16 protein-coding genes and 1 pseudogene are annotated in these 25,173 nt (G+C 69.4%); 6 read left to right on the top strand and 11 right to left on the bottom strand.

Features of this window, described 5'->3' with window-relative positions:
- Window positions 1-77: 77 nt before the first annotated feature.
- Together ACFQRE_RS14585 and ACFQRE_RS14580 are read right to left on the bottom strand one after the other, a co-directional pair.
- Window positions 78-734 (bottom strand): hypothetical protein, encoded by a 657-nt coding sequence (locus ACFQRE_RS14585; RefSeq protein WP_380123566.1) that lies wholly within the window; start codon window positions 732-734, stop codon window positions 78-80.
- Complete coding sequence (locus ACFQRE_RS14580) at window positions 731-1,201, bottom strand: acyl-CoA thioesterase (protein WP_380123564.1); 471 nt, start codon at window positions 1,199-1,201, stop codon at window positions 731-733. Before ACFQRE_RS14580 ends, ACFQRE_RS14585 begins: the two co-directional genes overlap by 4 nt.
- Window positions 1,202-1,269: 68 nt before the next feature.
- On the opposite strand from ACFQRE_RS14580, the gene ACFQRE_RS14575 reads away from it, so the two are divergent.
- Complete coding sequence (locus ACFQRE_RS14575) at window positions 1,270-2,661, top strand: serine hydrolase domain-containing protein (RefSeq protein ID WP_380123561.1); 1,392 nt, start codon at window positions 1,270-1,272, stop codon at window positions 2,659-2,661.
- A gap of 60 nt (window positions 2,662-2,721) precedes the next feature.
- Window positions 2,722-4,839: a RecQ family ATP-dependent DNA helicase gene (locus tag ACFQRE_RS14570; protein ID WP_380123559.1), complete on the top strand. Its 2,118-nt coding sequence runs from the start codon at window positions 2,722-2,724 to the stop codon at window positions 4,837-4,839.
- Between the two features lie 198 nt (window positions 4,840-5,037).
- Here ACFQRE_RS14570 and ACFQRE_RS14565 read toward each other — a convergent pair whose 3' ends face one another.
- Window positions 5,038-6,045 carry an N-acetylglucosamine kinase gene (locus ACFQRE_RS14565; RefSeq protein ID WP_380123557.1) on the bottom strand — a complete coding sequence of 336 codons (1,008 nt, stop codon included), beginning with the start codon at window positions 6,043-6,045 and terminating at the stop codon, window positions 5,038-5,040.
- Window positions 6,046-6,118: 73 nt separating this feature from the next.
- Between ACFQRE_RS14565 and ACFQRE_RS14560 the strand changes: the two genes are divergently transcribed.
- Complete coding sequence (locus tag ACFQRE_RS14560; RefSeq protein ID WP_380123555.1) at window positions 6,119-6,886, top strand: sugar isomerase domain-containing protein; 768 nt, start codon at window positions 6,119-6,121, stop codon at window positions 6,884-6,886.
- Here ACFQRE_RS14560 and yczE read toward each other — a convergent pair.
- Entirely contained in the window at window positions 6,859-7,590 is a 732-nt protein-coding gene (gene yczE / locus ACFQRE_RS14555; RefSeq protein ID WP_380123552.1) for a membrane protein YczE, read from the bottom strand. The two genes, ACFQRE_RS14560 and yczE, sit on opposite strands and share 28 nt — an antisense overlap.
- A gap of 61 nt (window positions 7,591-7,651) precedes the next feature.
- On the opposite strand from yczE, the gene yczR reads away from it, so the two are divergent.
- Window positions 7,652-9,109: a MocR-like transcription factor YczR gene (gene yczR / locus ACFQRE_RS14550; protein ID WP_380123550.1), complete on the top strand. Its 1,458-nt coding sequence runs from the start codon at window positions 7,652-7,654 to the stop codon at window positions 9,107-9,109.
- A gap of 38 nt (window positions 9,110-9,147) precedes the next feature.
- Entirely contained in the window at window positions 9,148-10,125 is a 978-nt protein-coding gene (locus tag ACFQRE_RS14545) for an acyl-CoA thioesterase (RefSeq protein WP_380123548.1), read from the top strand.
- On the opposite strand, the gene ACFQRE_RS14540 is transcribed toward ACFQRE_RS14545, so the two are convergent.
- The 7 genes from ACFQRE_RS14540 to glgX all read right to left on the bottom strand — a co-directional run bounded on the left by ACFQRE_RS14540 (window position 10,122) and on the right by glgX (window position 24,223).
- On the bottom strand, window positions 10,122-10,820 hold the full coding sequence (locus ACFQRE_RS14540) for an ABC transporter ATP-binding protein (protein ID WP_380123546.1): 699 nt from the start codon (window positions 10,818-10,820) through the stop codon (window positions 10,122-10,124). The genes ACFQRE_RS14545 and ACFQRE_RS14540 overlap by 4 nt on opposite strands.
- Window positions 10,817-11,755, bottom strand: coding sequence for an ABC transporter ATP-binding protein (locus ACFQRE_RS14535; protein ID WP_380123544.1), 939 nt, complete (start codon window positions 11,753-11,755; stop codon window positions 10,817-10,819). The genes ACFQRE_RS14540 and ACFQRE_RS14535 overlap by 4 nt, the downstream gene beginning before the upstream one ends.
- A complete protein-coding gene (locus ACFQRE_RS14530; RefSeq protein WP_380123542.1) occupies window positions 11,752-14,583 on the bottom strand; it encodes an FtsX-like permease family protein in 2,832 nt (943 codons plus the stop codon). The genes ACFQRE_RS14535 and ACFQRE_RS14530 overlap by 4 nt, the downstream gene beginning before the upstream one ends.
- Complete coding sequence (locus tag ACFQRE_RS14525; protein ID WP_380123540.1) at window positions 14,580-17,762, bottom strand: FtsX-like permease family protein; 3,183 nt, start codon at window positions 17,760-17,762, stop codon at window positions 14,580-14,582. The genes ACFQRE_RS14530 and ACFQRE_RS14525 overlap by 4 nt, the downstream gene beginning before the upstream one ends.
- Before the next feature lie 130 nt (window positions 17,763-17,892).
- The gene (gene treZ, locus ACFQRE_RS14520) at window positions 17,893-19,611 is read right to left on the bottom strand and encodes a malto-oligosyltrehalose trehalohydrolase (protein WP_380123537.1); all 1,719 of its coding nucleotides are present in this window, start codon (window positions 19,609-19,611) and stop codon (window positions 17,893-17,895) included.
- Window positions 19,608-22,067, bottom strand: a complete 2,460-nt coding sequence (treY, locus tag ACFQRE_RS14515; protein WP_380123535.1) for a malto-oligosyltrehalose synthase — start codon at window positions 22,065-22,067, stop codon at window positions 19,608-19,610. The genes treZ and treY overlap by 4 nt, the downstream gene beginning before the upstream one ends.
- A 5-nt stretch (window positions 22,068-22,072) precedes the next feature.
- Window positions 22,073-24,223: a glycogen debranching protein GlgX gene (gene glgX, locus ACFQRE_RS14510; protein ID WP_380123532.1), complete on the bottom strand. Its 2,151-nt coding sequence runs from the start codon at window positions 24,221-24,223 to the stop codon at window positions 22,073-22,075.
- Between the two features lie 159 nt (window positions 24,224-24,382).
- Between glgX and fabG the strand changes: the two are divergent.
- A pseudogene (gene fabG / locus ACFQRE_RS14505) lies at window positions 24,383-25,137 on the top strand (3-oxoacyl-ACP reductase FabG).
- Window positions 25,138-25,173: the final 36 nt, after the last annotated feature.

The following is a 25,173-nucleotide window of genomic DNA, read 5'->3' as shown; positions in this document are numbered from 1 at the left end:
AGCGATTCATAGGTGATGGGGCCAAACGCGCGGTATGTCGCGCGTTTGGCCCCATCAATCCAGAGCAACTTCCTCCGTCAGGAGCGGGTGAGGGCGTGTCCGGCGGGTGTGGTGAGACGGGTCCAGGGACCACTCGTCGCGATGCTCGCCTCGGCGCCCGGCGTGAGGAAGCCGAGAGCGTATGCCGCGAACGCCAGCGCCGCCGGAACCGGCGCCTCGTCCGTCGTGCCGGCCATCGAGCGGCGCCACACCTGCTCACGCAAGGCAGCAAGAGCAGGAGCCCCAGCGCCCTGCGGGGTGCCATCGGCGACCTCGGCAATCCCCTCAGATGCGCTGCGCTGCAACGTTTCTGAGTCGATCACACCGAGCGGCCGCCACCCCGAACGAGGCGGAGACACCGCAGCCCACGCAGCCGACACTGTCATCGGCGGGACGGGCAGCACCGCCCGTTCCCCCGGTCGCGCCACCCGGTCACTCACCGACGCGAGCGGGACCAACACGTCGAGCTGAGCTGGCTCTGCGAGCTCCGACGTGCGCAAGCCGACCGTCACTCCGGTGCTGAGCAAGCCTGACCCGGGCAACACTCCCACCCACGACGCGAGGACGAGCCCGACCGCTTGGAGTCGCACGGCACCGTCGGTGTCGAGCGCACGGGCGCGGGCGGCATACCGGCCAAGGTCCTGGAGGGACTCAGCGTCGGCGAGCACGAGCTCGGTGGCGACCACAGCGCTCACCGGCGCGACCAACGGAAGGCAACGGCGTCGCCGGCGTGCGTCGCGAGGATCGCCCGGTCGTCCTTGGTGAGACGGCGCGGACTCGCGGTCGTGAAGTCGTAGAGGACGAGCCCGGTCTCGGCGAGCGCATACACGGTCTCGCCGAGCGCCTCGGGATCGCGAACGGCATACCCGAGGTTGAACCCTGCGCCGTGGACGCTCGTGACCCACATGTCGACCTCGATCGGCTGCGGTCGGTAGGTCAGCGGCGCCAGGTATTCGATCTCGTGACGCGACACGACGACCCCGCCGTCGAGGAGCGAGCGGTCGGCGCCGAACCACTCGCGGAAGCCGATGATGCGGGCATCCTCGAGGAGGCGGAGGTACTGCACGTTGTTGACGTGGCCATAGGCGTCCATGTCGGACCACCGGAGCGGAACCTCTGTGCGATAGGGACGCTCACTGGCTTCGGGAACGGGATCGACCATGGCACCAGTCTCGCAGCACCGAGCCGCCCCGGCAGCGGCTCCCCCGCCGCCCGACCTAGGGTGGTCGGATGCCGATCTCAACGTCGACTTCTGCACGCCTCGACCACATCCTTGCCGCCGGTCAACGCAAGCACCGGATGCCCTCTGTCGCAGCGGGACTCGTGCGCGGCGGCGAGCTCGTCTGGTCCGGCGCGGTCGGCACGGTCGACGGGCGCGCGGACGGTGTCGCCGTCGACGCGGACACGCAGTTCCGGATGGGGTCGATCACGAAGACCTTCGTGGCGGTGGCGGTGATGCGGCTGCGTGACGCGGGGCGACTCGAGCTGTCGGACCGCTTCGGGGCACACGTCCCCGGCAGTGCGCTCGACGACGTCACCATCGAGCAGCTCCTCACCCACGCCGGCGGTGTGCAGGCCGAGTCGTCGAGCGACTGGTGGGAGCGCACCCCCGGCGACGACTGGGACGCACTTGTCGCGTCCGGCGTCGGAGCACGCTTCCGTTCCGGCCGCCGCTTTCACTACTCCAACACGGGGTATGCCGCCCTCGGTCGCCTTGTCGAGGTGGTCCGGGAACGCCCGTGGTTCGAGGTCGTGCGTGACGAACTGCTCGAACCGTTGGGCATGACGCGGACCACGCTGCGGCCCTCGGGCGCTGCGGCACAGGGGTTGGCGGTGCATCCCTTCGCCGACGTGCTGTTGGCCGAACCCGAGCACGACGCCGGAGCCATGGCACCCGCCGGTCAGCTCTGGACGACCGTGAACGACCTCGCCAAGTGGACGGCCCTGCTGGGTGGACGGACTGACGGCGTGCTGTCGGCAGAGACTCTGGCCGAGATGGTCGAGCCGCACCACGTCGTCGACGAGCCCGGACAGCCATGGCTCGGCGCGCACGGACTCGGCTGGCAGGTGTGGAACGAGGCGGGCGCCCGCTCGGCCGGGCACGGCGGCTCGATGCCCGGCTTCCTCGCGATCCTGCGGGTGCACCTCGACGCCGAGACCGGCGACGGGCCAGCGGGTGAGGTCGGTGATGGTGTCGTGCTCTTCAGCAACACGACGGCGAGCGCGGGGCTCAGGCCACTGCACACGGAGCTGCTGCGGACGATGCGTGAGCTCGAGGCGCCTGAGGTCACACCGTGGGTCGCCTCCGGGTCCTCGGACGGGCTCGAACTTGCGGGGTTGTGGCACTGGGGTCCGGCCGCGGAGACGGCGCGGTTCGTCGGCGAGCACCTGGTCTTCGGGACTCCCGGGACGGGCCGCGGGTCGCGCTTCCGACGCGTGGGCGAGAGCTGGGACGAGTGGGTGGGTCTCGACGGCTACTACACGGGCGAGCCGCTGCGTGTGTTGCGCCGCGAGGACGGGTCGGTGTCGCACCTCGACCTCGCCACGTTCCGGTTCACCCGCACGCCCTATGACCCCGAGGCGAATGTGCCCGGTGGGGTCGATGACGACGGATGGCACTGAGGGCAGTTGTCCACAGGGCGCTGAGTCCTTGTCGGGAGACCCGCCTACGGTGGGGTGACCATGACGAACGCATCTGAGACCACCACGCTTGCCAGCGACGCGACGACGGCCCTGCGCCGACTCGTCGGACGCGACGACGTCGACTTCCGCGACGGCCAGCTCGAGGCCATCACCGCCCTGGTGGCCGACCGGTCGCGCGTCCTCGTCGTCCAGCGGACAGGGTGGGGCAAGTCGGCGGTCTATTTCGTCGCGACGGCGCTGCGTCGGGCCCAGGGCGCCGGACCGACGGTGATCATCTCCCCCCTGCTGGCGCTCATGCGCGATCAGATCGCCGCGGCCCAGCGGGCCGGCATACGCGCCGTGACGATGAACTCGGCGAACGCCCAGGACTGGGACGACGTGCGTCAGGCACTGGCCTCCGACTCGGTCGACGTCCTGCTCGTGAGTCCCGAACGGCTCAACAACCCGCGCTTTCGCGACGAGCAGCTCCCCGACCTCGCGCGCCGTTGCGGCCTCCTCGTCGTCGACGAGGCCCACTGCGTCTCCGACTGGGGACACGACTTCCGGCCCGACTACCGGCGCATCCGCGACCTGCTCACCGAACTCCCCGCAGACGTGCCGGTGCTCGCGACGACGGCGACCGCCAACGCCCGCGTCGTGACCGATGTCGTCGAGCAGCTGGGAGTCGGTGGGCGCGAGGTTCTGACCGTGCGCGGCGGACTCGCGCGTGACTCCTTGCGGCTCGGTGTGCTGAGTTCGATGTCGCCCGAGCAGCGGCTCGGCTGGCTCCTCGCGCACCTCGACGAGTTGCCGGGCAGCGGGATCGTCTACGCGTTGACGGTGGCTGCCGCCGAGGAGGTCGCGGCCGCCCTGACGGAGGCCGGCCACCGCGTCTCGTCCTACACCGGCCGCACGGACCCCGCCGACCGTGAGCGCCTCGAAGGTCAGCTGCGCGACAACCAGGTCAAGGCTCTCGTGGCGACCTCGGCTCTCGGCATGGGCTTCGACAAGCCTGACCTCGGGTTCGTCGTGCACCTGGGGGCGCCGTCGTCACCCGTCGCCTACTACCAACAGGTCGGTCGTGCCGGACGCGCCACCGACCGGGCCGACGTCCTGCTCCTCCCAGGCCCAGAGGACAAGGACATCTGGCTCTACTTCGCGTCGGTGTCGATGCCTCGCCAGGAGCAGGCCGACGCCGTGCTCACCGCCCTCGCCGAAGCGGGACGACCCCTTTCGACGGCCGCGATCGAGACGATCGTCGACGTCCGCCGCACGCGCCTCGAGCTGCTCCTCAAGGTGCTCGACGTCGATGGTGCCGTGACCCGGGTCCAGGGTGGGTGGACCGGAACCGGCCAGCCGTGGACCTACGACGCCGAGCGCTATGCCCGGGTCGCGCAGAGTCGGAGCGACGAGCAGCAGCTCATGCTCGACTACGAGTCGACGACCGAGTGCCGCATGGCGTTCCTCCAACGAACCCTCGACGATGAAACGGCCGTGCCCTGCGGCAAGTGCGACAGCTGCGCCGGCCCGTGGTACGCCACCGACGTGCCCGACAACGTCATCGGGGCCGCCCGCAAACGCCTGGCTCGCGTGGGCGTGGACCTCGACGCGCGTGCGCAGTGGCCGACCGGCATGGACCGGCTCGGTGTGCCCGTCAAGGGCAAGATCTCGCCGGACGAGGCGATGTCAGGTGGCCGCGCGCTGGCCCGGCTGAGCGACCTCGGCTGGGGCAATCGCCTGCGGCAGGTGCTGCGTGAAGACGCCCCCGCCACACCGGAGCTGCTTCGCGCGTGCGTCGGCGTCCTCGCCGAGTGGGGCTGGTCGCAGCGTCCCGCCGGCATCGTCGCCATGCCGTCCCGCAGTCATCCTCAGCTCGTGCAGTCACTCGCCGCGGGCCTGGCCGAGATCGGGCGCCTGCCCCTGCTCGGCACCCTCGACCTCGACCACGGTGGCCCCACGGGTGAGGCGGGCGGCAACAGCGCGTTCCGCCTCGCCGGGGTCTGGGAGCGCCTCGTCGTCGGACCGGAGCTGGCGCAGACGCTCGCAGGGGTCCGTGGTCCGGTGCTCCTCGTCGACGACCTCGTCAGCTCACGTTGGACGCTCACCGTGGCAAGTCGGGCGCTGCGGCGTGCCGGTGCCGACGCGGTCCTGCCGTTCGCCTTGGCCGTGGACGGCTGACCGGTTCCCCCGGTCACCCGTCAACGGTCAACGGTCAACGGTCAACGGTCAACGGTCAACGGCGATCCAGTCCGGGTGTGGTGCGCGACGTGTCGGATTTGCCTGACGAGTCGGGGGTTGCGTGACGCGTCGGGCCCTGCGGATATGCCGACCCGTCACGGACCTCCCGACTGGTGAAGCGCGGCCGGGTGTCGGTGCTCATGCCCCGTCCGCCTGGTGCGCTGTCGCCCGAGCCAGTTGCACCTCCGTCGTCGACCTCACGGTCTCGAAGACTGCGGCATCAACTGTGACGCCAGCGTCGCGCAGGCCGAGGACTGACGCACCAACCAGACCATCTGCCGCATCGATCACCTGCAACGTCAGCCCCGCCTCCCCGAGTGCGGCCACGGTGCGCTCTCGCAGGCGCGGTTGCCCTGCCATCACGCCACCACCGAGGACGAGCGGCCCGATGACGTCATCGGCGTGGACGTCGATGACGGCCTGAGCCAGGCCGTGTGCCGCGCCCTCGACGATATTGGCGCTCACCTCGTCGCTCTCGTCGAGGAAGGCGACCGGCGCCAACGCGGCCAGGACAAACGGCGACTGTGTGTAGACCACTCTGATCAGCTCATGGTTCGCGACGGGACGTCCTGCTCGCAGGGCGAGGTCGGGCTCGATCCCGAGCACCCCAAGGGCGGGCCCGACCATCGAGGTCGCAGTCCTGCCATCGAGCGCAGTCGCCACGGCTCGCGCGACCTGGTGCCCGATCCAGAAGCCGGATCCGGTGTCTCCCAACAACCAGCCGAGTCCGTCAACGGTCTGCACCTCGGCGTTGTCCACGATCCGCACCGCCGTGGCACCGGTCCCGGCGACGAGACTGTAGCCGGAGGTCTCGTGGGTGCCGGACGAGAACAGCGCGGCCAGATCACCCTTCCTGGCCCACGGCGCCCTGATCCCGATCCCGGCGAACGCGTCCGCGAGAAAGCCGTCCTCGAAAGCCGCCCCACCCGCACTGGCCAGGGTGACTGCGTCGATCTCCCCGAGCGCGACGCCTGCCGCAGCGGCCGCTCGGCCGATGGCGGTGGCGATCTCCGCGAACGCAGCATCGGGGCCCGCCGAGACCGGGTTCCCCCGGCCTGCGAGACCTACACCTGCGCACTCGAGAGAGTTCTGCACGATGGAGGCCCGGGTGCGGGTACCTCCGGCGTCGACGGCAACAAGGATCACGGCCTCATCCTGCCGCCTCGCGCGCCCATGGCAGCATCAGTGTGCAGAGTCCCCCCGACGAGAGAGCGCATCCATGTCAGCCAGCACTCCGCACACCGCCCAGGCCGATCTCGCGACGGAGGTCAACAGTCGGCTCACCCGGCTCCAGTCGCTCGTCGCGGCTGGCGGGCTGGACGAGGCCATCGACCTGCTCACCGAGTGCGTGCGCTCCAACGGAGTGATCCAGGCGTTCGGGACCGGCCACTCCGAGGGGTTCTCGATGGAGATCGCCGGGCGAGCCGGTGGGCTCATCCCCACGCGACGGATCACCTTGCGCGAAGTGGTGCTCGTCGGCGGCCGTGATCGCGAAGACCTGTTCAAGCCCGAGCTCGAACGTGACCCCACCGTCGTCGAGGAGCTCCTCGCCCACACCGAGATCCATCCCCAGGATGTCTTCATCATCGCGAGCAACTCCGGGGTGAACTCCTCGATCGTCGGCATGGCCCTGGCCCTCAAGGAGCGCGGGCACCAGGTCATCGCCGTGACGAGCCTCGAACACACCCGGGCCGTCGAGCCGAAGCACGCGAGCGGCAAGCGCCTGTCCGAGATCGCGGATGTCGTGATCGACAACCTCGCGCCCTTCGGCGACGCCACCCTCGAACTGGCTGACGGCAGCAAGGTCGGCGCCGTCTCGTCCCTCACCGCGGCGTTCATCGGCCAGGCCCTGACCGTCGGCGTGGTGAGCAGAATGGTCGAGGCAGGCGAGGTGCCTCCGGTCTTCCTCTCGGCCAACATCCCCGGCGGTGACGAGCACAACCGCGTCCTGCAGGACCTCTACGGCTCGCGGATCAGGTCCTTCTGAGCCGGTGTCGGTGCCGGGGCCGATGCCCGTGACGGCGCCGGCAGTCGCACGGTCACCAGCGGGAGAAACGCCTGGACGGCAGGCCCGATGAGCAACGCATAGAGCACGGTCCCGAGCCCGACGACACCACCGAGCAACCATCCGACGGCCAGCACTGAGACCTCAAGAGCGGTACGCACCAACCGAATCGACAGACCGGTGCGACGGGACAACCCGGTCATGAGGCCATCCCGGGGGCCCGGGCCGTATTGGCTGCCGATGTACATCGCTCCTCCAATGCCGTTGACGACGATCCCGCCGAGCAGGAACACCCAGCGCAGCCAGAGCTCGGACGGCGCGTCCAGCACCGCGAGCATGACGTCGGTGGCGATGCCGATGACGAAGACGTTGGCCACCGTGCCCAGACCCGGCCACTGCTTGAGCGGGATCCACAGCAGGAGGACGAGCGCACCGACGATGACGACGATCGTCCCGAAGCTCAGACCGATGTGCTGCTGCACGCCGTAGTGGAAGACGTCCCACGGGTCCAGCCCCAGCTCCGCCCGGATGAACATCGCCATGGCCGTGCCATAGAGCCACAGCCCGACGAGGAGCTGGCTGACGCGGCGAAGGGTCCGACCCGCGCGCAGCTGCTCCATCGGGGTCATGGGGATCAGCTCAACGCGTCGTGAGGCGCCTGCGCGCAGGGTCTGGATTGGGCTCATGCAGCAAGCGTGCTGCACAAGTGGCCTCTTCTTCTATAGCCACTTGTGGGACAGTGGCCTCATGGTTGCTCCCGTGCTCTCCGCCGTCCGCACCGCGGAACTCATCGGTCCCACGTCAGGTGACGGTCCGGCATACCAACTGGTTGCCGACTCCCTGAGGCTCCTCATCGCCGACGGCCGCATCGCGGTCGGAACGCGGCTTCCGAGCGAGCGCGACCTCACGAGCGCGCTGGCCCTGAGTCGCACGACCGTGAGCAGCGCGTATGCCGTGTTGCGCGATCGCGGCTATCTCACCTCTCGTCGTGGCTCCGGCAGCGTGGCGAGCCTTCCGGCGGGCGCGATGCGACGCGACACGGGTCTGCACATGTCGGCCCAGGTCCCCGCGGGCACGATCGACCTCACCTGCGCGGCACAGCGCGCGCCGGCCGGGATGACCCAGGCGGCGGAAGCGGCGATCGCGGCGTCGCCCGGCTACCTCAGCGGCAGCGGCTATCTGCTCAACGGCGTGCCCGAGCTGAGGGAAGCGATCGCGGCGCGCTACACCGAACGCGGCCTGCCCACGAGCGCCGACGAGGTCATCGTGACGACCGGCGCCGTCGTGGGCACGGCGATCGCGGCTCGGGCCCTCCTCTCCCCCGGCGACGCCGTCGTCATGGAGACGCCGACCTATCCCAACATCTTCCCCACGCTGACCCAGCTGCGCTCGAGGATCGCCGCCGTCCCGGTCGAACCGACCGGGTGGGACGTCGCGACGATGGCCTCGACGATCCGGGCCTCAGGTGCGCGGGCAGCAATCCTCCTCCCCGACTTCCACAACCCGACCGGCAACCTCATGTCCGACGAGCAGCGCGCTGTCGTGGCAAAAGCGTTGGCACGAGAGCGAATCACGGCCATCGTCGACGAGACCGTCGTCGAGATCTCCCTCGATCACCAGGGCCCGATGCCCCAGCCGTTCGGCGCGCACCATGCCGACACCATCTCGATCGGCAGTGCCTCGAAGTCGCACTGGGGTGGGCTGCGCATCGGGTGGATCCGCGCGTCGGGGTCGATGCTCGAACGCCTGACGGCCGCTCGGGTGCCGTTCGACATCGGTGCTCCCGTCATCGACCAGCTCGTCCTCCTGCAACTCATGCAGGTGACGGCCGGCATCACCGCAGACCGTCGCCAGGATCTCGTGTCCAGTCGCGATGCTCTGGCTGGCGCGCTGCGGGAGCGACTGCCGCACCTCAGGTTCGTGCTGCCGAGCGGCGGGTTGTCGCTCTGGATCGAGCTGCCCGACCCGATCGCGGCCGAGGTCACCCTCGCCGCCGAGGACGAGGGCCTGCTCATCGCCAGCGGTCCGCGCTTCGCCGCAGCCGGTGGCCTCGACCGGTGGATCCGGATGCCCTACGTGCTCTCCCCCCAGGAACTTGTCGAGGCCGTGGCCCGGCTCGAACGGGCGCTGGGTCGCGTTGCCGCGGGCACGACGATGGGCCGCCGCGGGCGGGCCGAACATCCCCATGGCCCGTTGGTGGCCTGAGCGCGGACGGAGCACCCCACGTCGTTAGGGTGACGCCTGTGAGTGATGCCGTGGAAGACCAGACCCCGCCCGCGCTGGCCGAGTTGCTGAAGGTCCTCGACCTCGAGGAGATCGGGACCGCCGCCGTCACGGTCACGAGCAGCCAGACGAGTGGCGGGGGGACCGTCCCCGTGCCCACGGTGTTCGCCGAGGAGACCACGCTCTTCCTGGGTCAGAGCCAGAAGATGCCCCACGGACGGGTCTTCGGTGGCCAGGTCCTCGCGCAGGGGCTGGTGGCCTGTGGTCGCACGGTCACGCCCGCCGAGGGTGATCCGCCTCGTCCCATCCACTCCCTGCACGCCTACTTCATGCGGCCCGGTGACGACACCCAGCCGATCCACTTCTCCGTCGAGAAGATGCGCGACGGCAGATCGTTCTCGACGCGCCGCGCGCACGCCATCCAGAACAGCAAGCCGATCCTGTCCATGAGCTGCTCGTTCCAGGAGCCGTCCGGTGGGCTCGACCATCAGGACGTGATGCCCGACGTGCCGGGACCCGACGGCATCGCGTCCCTCGCCGACACCTTCGGCGGCATCGACCACCCCGGCGCGAAGCACATGGTCGATGGTCGGCCGATCGAACAGCGCCACGTCGAGGGCAACCTCTTCCTGGCCCCGGGCGAGGAGCAGGTCGCGCACCAGAACGTGTGGATCAAGGCGATCGGACAGCTGCCTGATGGCCCGCTGCTGCACGCGGCCGTCCTCGCCTACGCGTCGGACTACGCCCTGCTCGAGCCAGTCCTGCGACGACACGGCCGCCAGTGGGTCGGCGGGGGGCTCAACGTCGCCAGCCTCGACCACGCGATGTGGTTCCACCGCCCGGTGCGCGCCGACGAGTGGGTGCTCTATTCGCAGCAGTCACCCTCGGCGCAGGGTGGGCGAGGTATGGGCATGGGCCGGATGTTCGCCTCTGACGGGACGCTCGTCGCCTCGGTTGCCCAAGAGGGCATGCTCCGAGTCCGCGACGACCTCGGCTAGGCCTTCGGCGCGACCCTCGCCTCGGCGAGAGCTCCGTCGGCGATCTCCAGGACCCGATCAGCCAAGGAGAGCAGGACGGGGTCGTGCGTCGTCACGATCGTCGTCATCTGCGCCTCCTTGGCGAGCCGGACGACGAGCTCCATGATCTCGCGTGAGGTCTCGGAGTCGAGCTGCCCGGTGGGCTCGTCGGCCAGCAACAGACCCGGCCGCGACGCCAGGGCCCGCGCCAACGCCACGCGCTGCTGCTGACCGCCGGACAGCTGCCCCGGTCGCTGCCGAGCGTGCTTGGTCAACCCGACATGCTCGAGCGCCTCCGCCACGCGTGCTTCCCGCTCCACCGCGTCAACTGCCCTGAGCCGCAACGGAATCTCGACATTCTCGTGAGCAGTCAGAATGGGCACGAGTCCGAACGACTGGAAGACGTAGGCCACTGACGTCCGCCGCAGCGCCAGGACCTGCTCGTCGTCCAGGGCAGTCACCTCGGTGCCATCGATGTGCACCGTGCCGGAGTCCGGCCGGTCGAGCCCGCCGATGATGTTGAGCAGGCTGGTCTTGCCCGAGCCGGAGCGACCGCGAACGGCCACGACCTCCCCCGGCTCCGCCGTGAGCGACACCCCACGCAGGGCGTGCACGGTCGTCGCTCCCGACCCGAACGTCCGCTTGACGTCGGCAACTTCCAGGTATGCCGTCGTCATGACTTCTCCCCCGACGTCCCCTTGCTCGAGGTCTCGGGCCAGATGCTGATGTGGTCACCTTCGAGCTCGAGCCTGACCCTTTCGCGCATCCCCAGCGCAGCAACGAACGCCTTCGGCAGCTGAAGTCGCCCGGCCCGGTCGAGCACGGCGTACTCCTGACTCACGACGAGCTCGCCACCGTCGGCGCCGCGCGTCACGTGGCGACGCACCTCGGAAGCCGTGCGCCCGTCCCGGATGGCGACGGTGCGCGTGACCTGGTCACTGACCTGGGTGTCGTGGGTGACGACGATGACGGTGGTAGCGAGCTCTTCATTGGCACTGCGGATCGCCGCAAAGACCTCGTCGCTGCTGCGCGAATCCAGTTCTCCCGTGGGCTCATCCGCCAGCAGCACTGTCGGTCGGTTGGCCAACGCCACCCCGAGTGCCACCCGCTGCTGCTGGCCGCCCGAGAGCTCTCCGAGCTGGCGATCGGCGCACTCCCCGATGCCGAGGACGTCGAGGATCTCCTGAGCGCGGGTGACCCGCTCACCCTTGTCGCTCGACGCGAACACCATCGGCAGCTGGATGTTCTCGATGGCCGACAAGTAGGGCAAGAGATTTGCCGTGGCCTGCTGATAGAGGAAGCCCACGGTCGCGCGTCGATAGCGCAGTCGTTCGGCCCGGCCCATGGTGAGCAGGTCGTGCCCGGCCACCGAGGCCGAACCGGCGCTGGGCACGTCGAGCCCACTGAGGATGTTGAGGAGGGTCGACTTGCCCGACCCAGACGCCCCGACCACGGCGATGAGTTCCCCGCGACGCACCTCGAGGTCGAGGCCCTGAAGCGCGACGACCTCGACTCCTTCTGACGCGAAGATGCGCACGAGCCCATCGCAGACGACGTCGAGCTCCACCGGATCTCCTGCGTCGGCATCTGGTGTGGGTCGGGTCAGGATCATGCGTTCTCTCCTTCACGGAGGTGCTCGGCGAGCGAGGCACGGCGGGTTCGGATCTCTTCGATGACGAGGGCCAGGACGGCGAGCAGGAACGCACCCAGCGCGGCCAGTCCACCCACAGTCCAGTTCGGCGTGAGGTCGGGACGAGGACCGGTCGTGTAGCCACCGAGGTCGATCGCCCGGGACACGAGCAGCGGCGCCGCGATGCCCACCCCGGCACCGACGAGCACGGCAGTGAGCAGGAGAGGCAGGACCTCGACGGCGAGCAGGCGCGCTTCGGCTCGACGCGGCATACCCATCGTCCGCAACCGCAGGAGTAGCTGGCGACGTTCCGGGCGGCCCGCGACGAGAAGCAGCACAACGGCCAGGAAGGTGAGCAGCGCCGTCAGCGCAGCAGCGACGGCGTAGCTGCGGGCGACGAAGGATGGCAGCGAACGACTCGCTGAGGAGACGGTGAGGGCCCGCGCTGACGTCACTCCGGTGACGAGTTCGCCGATCGCGGCGCGGTCGTTCGTGCCGTCGGCCACGAGCGCGGCCGCCGCCTTCGCGGACGCCTTGGCGTATGCCGTGTTCTTCTGTGCCAGGGGCACTGCGGCTTCCAGCGCGTCCAGAGGCACGAGAGCCGTGGCCGTGAGCTGACCAGAGCTGACTCGAGCCAGCGTCGGATCGACGACAGTGACAGTCGCAGGCACACGAGTTCCTCGAACCACCAGCTGGATCTCATCCCCCACGGACGCACCTGCACTGAGCCACACCGGAATTCGCCCATCGGCACCTCGGACGCCACTCCCTGCCATGGCGAGAGGAGTCCGGGCAAGGACGGACGAATACTGCGCGGGGTCGACGCCGATGATCCTCACGTCCTGGGCCCCACCGGTGGAGTCGTCGCTGGGCGCGATCAGCGAGCCGCGGTCGACATAGGCACCGGCGACGGCGGCCACCCCCGGGCGCTGTCGCAGCTCGGCAAGGTCCGCATCGTCGATGCGACCCCCATCAATGCGTACGTCGGCACCCACCGTGCGATAGGCGGCTACCGCGCGCTCCTCGCCGATGGTCGCCGAGATCGTGGCGACGACCGTGAGGACACTCGCTCCGACCACGAGCGCCAACAGCGGAAGCCCCGCCGTGCCGCTCGCCCTGGACGAGCGCGCCAGACCCAGGAAGTTCACGTAGCCCCGACCGCGCCCCGCCAACCGCGAGAGCGCCCGAATCGGCCCCGGGAGGACCCGGAACACGACCACGGCGGCACTGGCAGCGAGGAGCACCGGCGACAGGGCGGCATACCAGTCGGTCTGTCCACCGGAGATGACGTCGCCGCGAGCACGCACCGTCGAGATCGCCAGGACTGAGAGGACGACGAGTCCGAGTTCGGCGACGATGCGCCGTGACGAGCGGATCAGGCTCGTCGTCGCCGCCACCCGTGTGTTCACGGCGGCCCGAACGCAGGCCAACACCAACGTCGCGATGGCCGCTGCTGGCGCCGCGATGACCACCGCCACCTGCAGCCACGACACCCATGGCGGGACTCCGTCGACGAGGAGCATGGTGAGGGCGGCTGCGGTACCGGCCGCGAGAACGCCCCACGCCATCGGGCCGGCCAGCGCCATCGCCAGGACATGGAGTGTCGACGCGCCGCGTGCGGCCAGAAGAGTGAACTCGCGCAGCCGGCTCGCGGTCGCGACGAGCGCCGTGAGCATGAGCACGATGGCCGAGAGGGCCGTGATGCCCGCCGTGGCGAACGACGTCACGACACTCGTGCTCGCGAGGGCGCGTTCATAGCGCTCGACCAAAGAGGGGATGTCCGTGGTGAGGCGGGGACGTTCCGGCAGCAGCGTCATGTCCCGCGCCGTGTCCAGCCGCGACGCCATCCGCGAAAGGCGCACCGCATCGGACTGCCGCAGGTCCTCACGGACCTTGTATCGCCACGAGTGGGTGAGGAACGAGCTGCCCATCACCGACATGTCAGGAATCTCACCGCCGCGCAGGCTGTCCGTCAGCGCCGAATAGCTCTCCACCGGCAGGACCAGCGCCCCCTGACGCACCGCACCGCCCTGGGGAGACGGGATCGACGCCACCGCGAGCATCCGCCCCTCCGGCTCCCAGAACGCATCCTGGCGATCGCGTGGGCTGAACGTGCCCGCGACGACGACGAAGATCGGTTCGCGGCCGACCACCTTCTTCGGCTCGCCGGCGGGGAAGAGCTCGTAGGTCGCCCCGACCGTGATTCCGAGCCCGGCGGCGACGTCCTGCGACACCCCAACGGGCAGGAGGTGCACGACCCGAGTCAGCTTCCCCACGGTGAGCGCGCGCGTCTGGGTCGGCTTGCCGGGAGCCCTGCCCGACGTCCACGTCACGTGTTCCTCCAGCCCGCCCTGCACACGCACAACGGTCTGCGGCGGGTCCTGGAGCTTCGTGCCGGTCTCGGGCGAGATCGAGAAGGGCTCGGTCTGGGCCGAGACCACCGGTGTGCCGACCAGGGTCGAGTCCGCAGCCATCGCCCCCTGGGCCGCGGACTCGACCGCGGAGAACGGGGCAGTCAACCCGTCGCCGGGACCTTCGGGCGTTCCCTCGCCGAGGAAGTTCCCGCGGTCGAAGGGGACGAGGGTCAACGTGATGTCGCGCTGGAGCTGGCTCGCGGAGCGCAGCTCGTCACCCAGTGCTTCGTCGTATGCCGTGTCCTGCAGTCGCGGTGCCGCCACCAGGTAGGCCGTGGCGATCGCGGTGAGCAGTGCGAAGAGCACGGTGGCGAGTGCCGTCGTCCTCGCGCCACGCCACAGGAGGGAGAAGGCCTGGAGGGTCCGCCGTCGAACTGCCTCGTGCCGCCCGGTCATCGCGACTCTCCCATCCGGAGCTCGGTGGCCAGGTCTGACCCGGTGCGACGGAGCACGAGCACGCCGATCGCCGAGAGGACGGCAGTGATCGCGCCGGCCAGCAGGGCCAACCTCCCCCACGGGATGACGACGAGGACTTCGGGGACCTGGGCGTGACCGTCGCCGCCCACGAGATAGGGCACGACGACGTATGCAGCCGCCGCACCCATGGCGACCCCGACGAGAACGGTGAGCACGACGACGCTGATGCGCTCAAGGGTGAGGACCCGACGAATCCGTGCGGGCGGCATACCCAACGCCAGGAGGATCGCATTCTCGTGGTGACGGGCCCGTGCGAGCGAGGCTGTCGTCGCGGCGAATCCGACCGCGGCGAGCACGAGGGCGGCACCGGTCACGAGGAGCATCGCGCCCTGCATGCCGGCGTTCACCGGGTTGGTGCGTCGGGCAGCCTCGACCTCGGCACGGACCACCACCGCGTCGGAACGGACCCCGTCGCCACGGAGCACCTTGGCCGCCGCCACAGGGTCCGAGGGCGCGAGCCACCATTCCCTCGGACGAGGCACGATCGTCGGCCAGCCCTCGTCGATCCCGGGGCGGTCGGTCGTGGCATAGAGCGTGGGCAGGTCGAAGAGGACAGCACTCGTGGGATCCGCCGCCGTCGGGACCGAGTCCATGAGGGCCGTGACCCGCGCAGGCACGGACCGGCCGCGGATCGGCAGGGTCAGCGTCCCGCCGACACGGACATCAAGGGCCGCAGCCAGCCCCTTGGTCATGACGACCGGCAGGTGCGTGGCGCTCGACGCAGCGGTGGTGAGCCGCAGCTCGGAGGTCTGCGACTGGTCCGTGAGCTGGCTGGCCCCCGCCACGGGTCGCCCATCGGCACGCAGGTCGGTGACTTCGAGTCCCAGGACGATGTTGGTGGGCCCCAGGTCCCCGAGGAGGTAGGGCGCGGTGGAGAACCCGAGGATCGAGACGGGTTCGGCCAGCGCGAGGTCGCCCTGGGGCAGGGCGACCTCGGCCGACGTCGCCGTCGCCGTCGCCGTGACAACCCCTGTCGGCAGGGCCGTGACGATGCCTCGACCGTCGCGCAGGAGAACCTGACCCGTGCCAGTGAGGCCCTCGAGGTAGTCCAGGGAGCCGGACCTGGCGACGATCCTGGTGCTGAACGTCAGTTTCGTCGTCCCCGCGGGGACGGCCACGGCTGCTGGCGTGGGGCGCTCACGAGCCAGGCCCGCCATGATGTCGCGCCACGTGCCCCCGCCCAACGTGTCGGGCCGGGGGTCGGCGATCCGACCCGCTCTGGAGGCATCCAGCCCGAGAACCGTGAATCCCTTGACCGTCCGCAGGTCCTCGCTCTCGCGCAGCACGGCCATCGCTCGCGCGTCGCCGCCGGCAGCCTGCTCGGCCACGACGCGCCCCACCAACAGGTCGATCCGGATCGGTGCGCCGGTCTCGAAGGCCGACTGGTCGGCGAGCGCTCGGTTGGCCGTGGCGACGTGCGAGAGCGCCAGCCCACCCATCGCCACACACAACAGGATGAGCAGGATCGTGCCGCCCTGCGCAGCGAGCCGTCGGGACAGCTGCCACGCCCCCCAGGCACGGTCGAGTCCGACATGGCTCACCGAGACCCGCTCGACCTGACGAGTGGCGCCGGGCAGCAGCCGCAGACACAGGACGGACAGCCCGGCGATGACGCACGCGGGTGCCGCAATCGTCAGGGGGTCCACGGTCGCCGAGCCGGCGACGTCGTAGCGACGAAGCTGCAGGACGGCGAGGACACCGATGCCGATGAGTGCGAGGTCGAGGCCGGATCCGGAGGCGAACTGCAACGCGGCGGGAGCGCGGGCACCCCCGCCGGAGGGTCCACGACCGGGGTCGTCACTGTTGCCCGACCGCGCGTTGGTCACGACCACGACCAAGGTGGCCAGGAGCGCCATCGTCACGAGGGCGACCCAGAGCTGACTGCTGTGCAGTGCGTCGCCGTACGTCCCGGCGTTGAGATCGACCCCCGCCGCCCGGCCGATGGCGCGCGTCAACAGCGGCGCAAGGCCGAGCGCGCCGAACGCCCCGACGCCGACGATGAGCCCGGAGTCCGCGAATGCCAGCAGCGCGACCTGACTGGTCGACATGCCGCGCGTGCGCATGAGCCGGGTCTCGTCCGCCCGCAACGACGCGAGCAGCCGAGCCGCCATCACGAGCGACGCAGCGCCCAGAAGGATGAGCAGCACCGTAGGGGTGAGGAGGGAGGCCCGGATGCGGGCCGCGACGAGTGATGCTGAGTCGAGGCGCTCGGTCAGACCCGTCTCGACCCGGCCCCCGCTGATGAGGGGTGACGACGGAGCACTCGTGCCCGGCGCCGCGTCGCGGTTGTCCCCGACCTCCACCCGAAGCCGATCAAGGGTCTGCGTGACGTTGGCTCGCACGTCGGCGATCGTGGCGGCCGTCGCCTCCCGGAAGCGGGTCGCACCACGCCACGTGATCTGGGTCCTCCCCACGAGCCCGGTCTCGAACACCCCCGGCGCGAGCACGAGTGGGCCGTAGGTCGTGTACTCGGTCGTGCGCACACCGACAGGGCTGAGCGGGTCGTCGAGCCAGATCGCCGCCGCGTTGTCGCGCACGCGATAGACCCCGACGATCGTGACCGTGAGGTCGGGGTCGGTCTCGTTGGTGAGACTGGTGAGCACGAGGGTCTTGCCCGGCGAGAGCTCGAGAGCCGTGGCCGCCTGCTCGGGCAGCGCCACCTCGATGACGGAGTCCGACGCCGTGCGCTTCGCCCATCGACCCGCGACGAGGTCGACCTGCTCCTGCAAACCGGTGATGTCGGCGAGCTGGACGCGAGCCCGAGCGTCGCCGCCGCGGATGCCTCGCGCCGTCGGATAGGCCACACGACTCACCGCCACGTCCTCGGCGAGTCCCTCGAGCCGGGGACGGACCATGGCATCGGCGGCAGGCAGGGACGCGGGCGCGACGGACGCGTCGACACTGACCGTGCTGTCGGCGAGGAAGGTGCCCGACGGATCCGCACCGAGACTCGACCGCGCACCGGCATCCGAGATCGCTCCGGACAGCAGTTGCAGCGTGGAAACGACGACCATGGACATCAGGGCCGCAACGACGACCGCGATCAGGGCGAGCGGGTGGGTCCGCAGGCGGCGGCGCAACAGCGTCAGCACGCCCATCCCCCGACCTCCATCGCCGCCTTGGCCGCCCTACCGGCCCTCGTCCCGTCAACCTACTGATCCGGAACGGCCATGGACGCCGGCGGCAGCGATCGACTCCCGTTCGTGACTTTGTGCCGCTGGAGGTGCGTCAGGGGAAGACGAGATCGGGTATGCCGGGTGCAGACACGGTGACCGCGTCCCGTTCCAGGTCGGCCGAGACCGTGATCGCCCGGTGTCGCATCGCGAAGGTGGCGCCGCCGTCGGCGATCGCGCACGAGACGTCGGCGAAGCGGGTCTCGCCCGTGCCGAGGACCTCGCGGCGCACGCGGATGAGTTGGCGGTACCACGCGAGCAACGACGCGTGGGGCTGCGATGCGAGCTCGTCCCAGCGCAGCACGCTCGCGTCCCGCGTGGCGCGTGACTGCGGGTCAGGCACGTCGACGGCGGCCCAGCCGTGGCCGCCGAACTCGGCCCGCCTCCCGGCGCGCACCGCCTCGGCCATGCCTTCGTCGGTGAAGTCGGTGAAGAACTGCCACGGCGACGAGGCCGCGAACTCCTCACCCATGAAGATCATCGGCGTGCCCGGGCCGAGCAGATAGAGCGCGGCACCGATGGCGGCCCGACCGGGTGTGATGCTGGCTCCGATCCGGTCACCGGTGGCGCGGTTGCCCACTTGGTCATGGGTTTGCAGGTAGGTCACGAGCCGTCGCCCGTCGAGTTCGTCGACGTCGACCGGCTTGCCCCAGGCGCGGTCACGGAAGGTCGACCAGCTGCCATCGTGCAGGAAGCCGCGCGTGAGGACGTGTGCGAGCACGTCGAGCGGGCCGCCGTCGGGGAGCGTGCGGGTGCCGCCGCCGAAGTCCTCGTAGTAGCCCTGCGTCTCGCCGGTGAGCGCGACATGCAGCCCGTGGTGGACGTCATCGGCCCACTGTGCCGTCATCCCGAGTCCACCGTCCGCGGTGGAGGTGACCATCGTCGTGTCGTTGAGGTCGCTCTCGGCGATGAGGTCGAGCGGTCGGTTGAGTTCGCGACCCAGGTCAGCTACAGCGTCGGAAAGCTCTCGTAGCAGGTGCCGCTCGCTGTCGTCGACGAGGGCGTGGACAGCGTCGAGCCGTAGTGCGTCGACGTGGAAGTCGCGCAGCCAGCGCAGGGCGTTCTCGATGATGAAGGCGCGAACCTCCTGCGACCCGGGGGCGTCGAGGTTGACCGCAGGTCCCCACGGGGTCAGGTGTGTCTGGGTGAAGTAGGGGCCGAACCGCCCGAGATAGTTGCCACTCGGACCGAGGTGGTTGTAGACGACGTCGAGGCAGACACCCAGGCCGCGCCCGTGGCACGCATCGACGAACCGCTGGAAGGCGACCGGACCACCGAGAGCGTCGTGGACGGCATACAGGTCCACTCCGTCGTAGCCCCAACCCCATCGCCCCGGGATCGCCGCGACGGGCAGCACCTCGACGACGTCGACCCCGAGGTCGACGAGGTGGTCGAGTCGTTCGATGGCCGCATCGAACGTGCCCTCGCTGGTGAACGTGCCGATGTGCAGCTCGTAGATGACGCCGCCGAGGGTGCCTGCGCCATTGCGCGGCCCGCGCCACGTGGTGTCGGCCCAATCGTGGACGGCGACGTCGAAGAGGCGGCTCGGTCCATCGACACCGTATGGCTGCCAAGAGCTGCGCGGGTCCGGGAGAGCCGGCTCCTCGCCATCGAGGACGAACGCATAGTCAAACGCGGCGTATGCCGTGTGGTCGCCTTCCCAGCGCCACCAGCCTCCGTCGCGGCGCACCATGGGGGCCCGTGTGAGGGCTTCGCCGGGTGCGCTGAAGTCGATGTCGACGCTGGTGGCATCGGGTGCCCAGACCTCGATCATGACGCCCTCACCAACAGGGCGACGGGCAGGTCGACGAGGACCTCCGCCAGACGAGCATCGCCGGAGAAGGTCACAGTTCCACTGTCGGACAACAGGTTTCGCCATTCACCATCTGGCAGAGCGACGGTGGCACGGCTCCAGCCACCTGACGCTGCGAGCCGGTCGGCCTCACGGGTGACGACCGCGACGACGTGCGCACCGGTGGAGTCGCCGCGAGCGAGGGCCAGGGCGTGGTCCGTGGAGACGGCGGGTCCCGAGTAGGTCGCACCTGAGCCGATGAACGAGTCGAAGTGCTCACGTCGGAGCCGAAGCGCCGTCGACGTCACAAGAAGCTTCTCGTCGTCGAGATCACGGGGCCCCTCCCCTGCGTCGAGTCGCGCCAACCGAGCCACTCTCTCGGAGTAGTCGACAAGCCCACGGTTGTCCGGGTCCACCAACGTGAGTGCCTGCAGCTCGGCCCCCTGATAGACGTCCGGCACACCGACGGTGACCAATTGGAGGAGTTTCTGGGCCAGGACATTGGCGCGCACGGACGCTGCATGAAGCGACAACCACGTCTCGACGTGGGCCGCGACAGCTGCGTCCGAGACCACGGAGCGAGCGAAGCCGACGATGGCGGCCTCGTAGTCGGCGTCGCCGTCGACCCAGGCCGTGTGGTCCTTGGCCTCGCGGATCGCCTTGAGCACGTAGCCCTCGATGCGGTCCGGTGTGATCGGCCAGGTGCCGAGGACGGTCTGCCAGATGAGGTACTCCGTCGCCGGATCGACGCGCGAATCACGCTGTGTGGCAGCGAGCTTCGATGCCTCGTGCACCCACGTCGACCAGTCATCGGCGCTCTCGGCGATGGTCATGAGTCGGGCGCGGACATCCTCGGAGCGCTTGGTGTCGTGCGTCGTGAGAGTGGTCATCGTCGTCGGCCACGTGGCCAGTTGGCGGGCGCCGAAGTCGTGGAACTCGTCCGCACTGATGGACAGGTGCGAGGGGTGGCCGCCGACCTCGTTGGCCCCCGTCATCCGCGACCAGCGATAGAACGCCGTGTCCTCGATGCCCTTGGCCATGACCGGCCCACAGGTCTGCTGGAAGCGCACCATGAAGTCCGCCACGACCGCGGGATCTGCTCCGGGGGGCACTTCCCCGCGTGCCAGGGCCAGGATCTGGTCCAGGTTGCCGCGCACACCTTCTTCGAGCAGGCCACGCCCTCGCTCCCCCGCCGCCGTCAACACCGCGAGCTGGTCCGGGTCGTGCGACTCACCCGGGACGAGGTAGGCGCGGTAGCGGTCCATCGACACGAGCAGCGCCTCGAGGGCTCGACGCAGAGCCGCTGAATCGCCCTCTGGGACTACCAGGTCCACCGACCTCATGAGCCGGTTGACCTCGGCGGCCTGGACGGTCTGCACGACCAGCTGCTTGGAATCGAGCACGACGTCGTCGAGCGACGCACGGCCCGCCGGCGCATGCGACGACCACAAACCGTCGAGTGCCATCTCCCCCGCCCCAGAGGTCAGGACCTGTTGCACGCGCAGCATCGTGTCGTAGCCCGTCGTCCCGGCGCACCGCCACGACTGCGGCAGCTGCTCCTCACCCTCGAGGATCTTCTCGGCGACGACCCACGCACTTTCGGTGGCTTCGGCCAGACGCGCGAGATAGCCCCCTGGGTCAGCCAGACCATCGGGGTGGTCGATCCGGAAACCGTCGATCGACCCATCACTGAACAGCTCGAGGAGCAGCTCGTGAGTCGCATCGAACACGGCGGGATCCTCGACTCGCACCGCCTTGAGCGAGGTGACGTCGAAGAACCGGCGATAGTTCAGCTCTTTCGCACCAGCACGCCAGTCCGCCAGCTGATAGTGCTGTGCTGCAACCAGATCGGCGAGATCCAAGCCTTCGGTGCCGGGTGCAACGGGGTACTCGTGGTCGTAGTAGCGCAGCACCGGTTCGTCGTGCTTCGCACCGCCGTCCAGCGCCAGCGACAGCTCCCCTGCCGCCAGAACGCGGTCCAGCGGCGCACCGAGCACCGGCATGAGGATCCGACCGTCGTGCACGTCCCAGTCGACGTCGAACCAGCTCGCCGCCGCCGACTCCCGGCCCTCCCTCAGGAAACCCCACAGGGCGGCGTTGAGGTACGTCGCATCCGGAACCGTCATGTGGTTGGGGACGACGTCGACGATGATGCCGAGCCCGGCGGCGTGGGCGGCCGTCACGAGCCGGTCGAACGCCTCACGACCACCCGCCTCGGAGTTCAAGGCTGTGTGGTCGACGACGTCGTAGCCGTGCGTCGAGCCCGGCGCTGGCTGCAGGATCGGCGACAGATAGAGGTGCGAGACGCCCAACGACGCGATGTATGCCGTCTGCTCGGCTGCCGCGTCGAACCCGAACCCACCGTGGATCTGGAGTCGGTACGTGGAGGTCGGCACAGCGCGACGGAAGTCGCGCACGACAACCGGAGCGGATGGCATACGCATCAGACCTGGCGCTCGGAGGAGGCAGCCCCGACCGTGTGGACGGCCTTCTCGCGCGGGGCGCGGAGCACGACGACGGCGCGGCCTCCCACGATGACCTGCGAGCCCGCCTCGTGCCAGCCCGGGTCGACCACATCAGCACACGTGTCGATCTCGGTGACCCAGCGCTCCCCCCACTCGGTCGCGGGGATGGTGAACGACGTCTGCTCGTCGTCGGCGTTGAAGAAGACGAGGAAGTCGTCGTCGGTGATCATCTGGCCGCGCGAGTCGGGCTCGTGGATGGCACCACCGTTGAGCCACATCGCGACCTGCAGAGTGTCGCCGTCCCAACCGAACTCGTCCATGGGGCTGCCCGAGGGCTGCAACCAGTAGATGTCACCCATCGTCGACTGCCCGCCGTGGTCCGCCGATCCGGCGAAGAAGCGGCGGCGGCGGAAGACCGGGTGGGTGCGCCGCAGCTTGACGACGGCCTTGGTGAACTCCAGCAGCTGGAGCTGGTCCTCGTCGAGCTCCCAGTCGACCCACGCCAGCTCGTTGTCCTGGCAGTAGACGTTGTTGTTGCCGTCCTGGGTGCGGCCGATCTCGTCACCGTGGCTGATCATCGGCACGCCCTGGGACAGCAGCAGCGTGGTGGTGAAGTTGCGTAGCTGACGCAGTCGGACCGCCCGGATCTCTGGATCGTCCGTGGGGCCCTCGACGCCGTGGTTCCACGAGCGGTTGTGGCCCTCGCCGTCGTTGCCGTCCTCCCCGTTGGCCTCATTGTGCTTCTCGTTGTAGGACACGACGTCGCGCAGCGTGAACCCGTCGTGGGCGGTGATGAAGTTGATCGACGCGATCGGCTTGCGGCCGCTGTGCTCGTAGAGGTCGCTCGACCCCGTGATGCGAGAGGCGAACTCTCCCAACGTTGCTGGCACGCCGCGCCAGAAGTCGCGGACCGTGTCGCGGTACTTGCCGTTCCACTCGGTCCACAGCGGCGGGAAGTTGCCGACCTGGTAGCCGCCGTCGCCGACGTCCCACGGCTCGGCGATGAGCTTGACCTGGGAGATCACCGGGTCCTGCTGGATGATGTCGAAGAAGGCCGAGAGCTTGTCGACCTCGTGGAACTGGCGGGCCAGGGTCGCTGCAAGGTCGAAGCGGAAGCCGTCGACGTGCATCTCGGTGACCCAGTAGCGCAGCGAGTCCATGATGAGCTGCAGGACGTGCGGGCTGCGCATGAGCAGGCTGTTGCCGGTGCCGGTGGTGTCGTAGTAGTGCTGCTTGTCGGAGTCGACGAGCCGGTAGTAGCTCGCGTTGTCGATCCCGCGGAAACAGATCGTCGGGCCGAACTCGTTGCCCTCGGCGGTGTGGTTGTAGACGACGTCGAGGATGACCTCGATGTCGACCTCGTGCAGGGCCTTGACCATTGCCTTGAACTCGGTGACCTGCTGGCCCTGCTGACCCTGCGCATAGGAGTTGTGCGGCGCGAGGAACCCGATCGTGTTGTAGCCCCAGTAGTTCGTCAGACCCTTGGCCTGGAGCGAGGTGTCCTGGACGAACTGGTGCACGGGCATGAGCTCGATGGCGTTGATGCCGAGCTCCTTGAGGTGGTCGGTGATGACCGGGTGACCGATCGCGGCATACGTCCCGCGGATCTCCTCGGGCAGGTCCGGGTGCGTCATCGTGAGGCCCTTCACGTGCGCCTCGTAGATGACGGTGTCGTGGTACTCGTGGCGCGGCGGCCGGTCGTGGCCCCAGTCGAAGTAGGGGTTGATGACGACGCTGAGCATCGTCTTGCCGAGGGAGTCCTCGGTGTTGCGCTGCGCGGGCTCCATGAAGTCGTACGAGAAGATCGCCTGGTCGTCCGAGACCTGCCCCTCGATCGCCTTGGCATAGGGGTCGAGCAGCAGCTTGGTCGGGTCGCACCGGTGCCCGGCCTCGGGCTCGTAGGGCCCGTGCACCCGGTAGCCGTAGCGCTGCCCCGGCTGAAGGCTCGGGAGGTAGCAGTGCCAGACGAAGTGGTCGACCTCCGGCACCTCGATGCGCGTCTCCACCCCCTCGTCGTCGATCAAGCACAGTTCGACGCGCTCGGCGATCTCGCTGAAGAGGGCGAAGTTCACCCCACTGCCGTCGTACGTTGCACCCAAGGGGTATGCCGTTCCGGGCCAGATCTCCATGGCCACCTTCCGCGTCGTGTCGTGTAGCAAGCTGGGTTTTCGTCCTCACCCGGGACGACGACGGCCCACGTGGCGCGGGCAGCCGTCAGGAAGCCGGCTGGGTATGGTTCGCGCAGTAGGCCAACCTACCCACTGACCCCTGAACCAGAGGAATCCGTCGTGACACCTGCCCGCACCGCCGTCGTCACCGGAGCCGCCCGCGGGATCGGCGCCGCGACCGCGCGCCGCCTCTCCAAGGACGGGTATGCCGTCGCGGTCGTCGACCTCGACGAGTCGGCGTGCGAGGTGGTTGCCGCGTCCATCCGCGAGGCCGGGGGTTCGGCGCTCGGAGTGGGCATCGACGTCACCGACGGCGAACAGGTGGCAGCGGGAGTGGCCCGGTCGCGGACGAATTGGGTGCACCGGTCGTGCTCGTCAACAACGCCGGCATCATTCGCGACAACCTGCTCTTCAAGATGAGCGAGTCCGACTGGGACTCGGTCATCAACGTCCACCTGCGTGGCGCGTTCCTCATGGCGAAGGCCTGCCAGGCCCACATGACGGCCGAGAAGTTCGGACGCATCGTCAACCTCTCGTCGTCCTCGGCGCAGGGCAACAGGGGCCAGGCGAACTACTCCGCCGCCAAGGCCGGACTGCAGGGCTTCACCAAGACCCTCGCCATCGAGCTGGGCAAGTTCGGCGTCACCGCCAACGCCGTCGCGCCCGGCTTCATCCAGACGGACATGACCGCAGCCACGGCCGAGCGCATGGGCGTCTCGTTCGAGGACTTCCTGGCCCACGCAGCGTCTCAGACGCCGGTTCAGCGGGTCGGGCAGCCCGAGGACATCGCTGCGACGATCTCGTTCCTGTGCTCCGAGGAGGCCGGGTTCGTGTCAGGTCAGGTCATCTACGTGGCCGGCGGACCCCTCGACTGAACCTGCAGCCGCCCCCTCGGCTGACCTGTGCCACAA

This window comes from Knoellia pratensis, assembly GCF_042666395.1.
Taxonomy (GTDB): domain Bacteria; phylum Actinomycetota; class Actinomycetes; order Actinomycetales; family Dermatophilaceae; genus Knoellia; species Knoellia pratensis.
The sequence above is the reverse complement of the archived record's forward strand: the minus strand, read 5'-3'. Positions and strand labels throughout refer to the sequence as shown.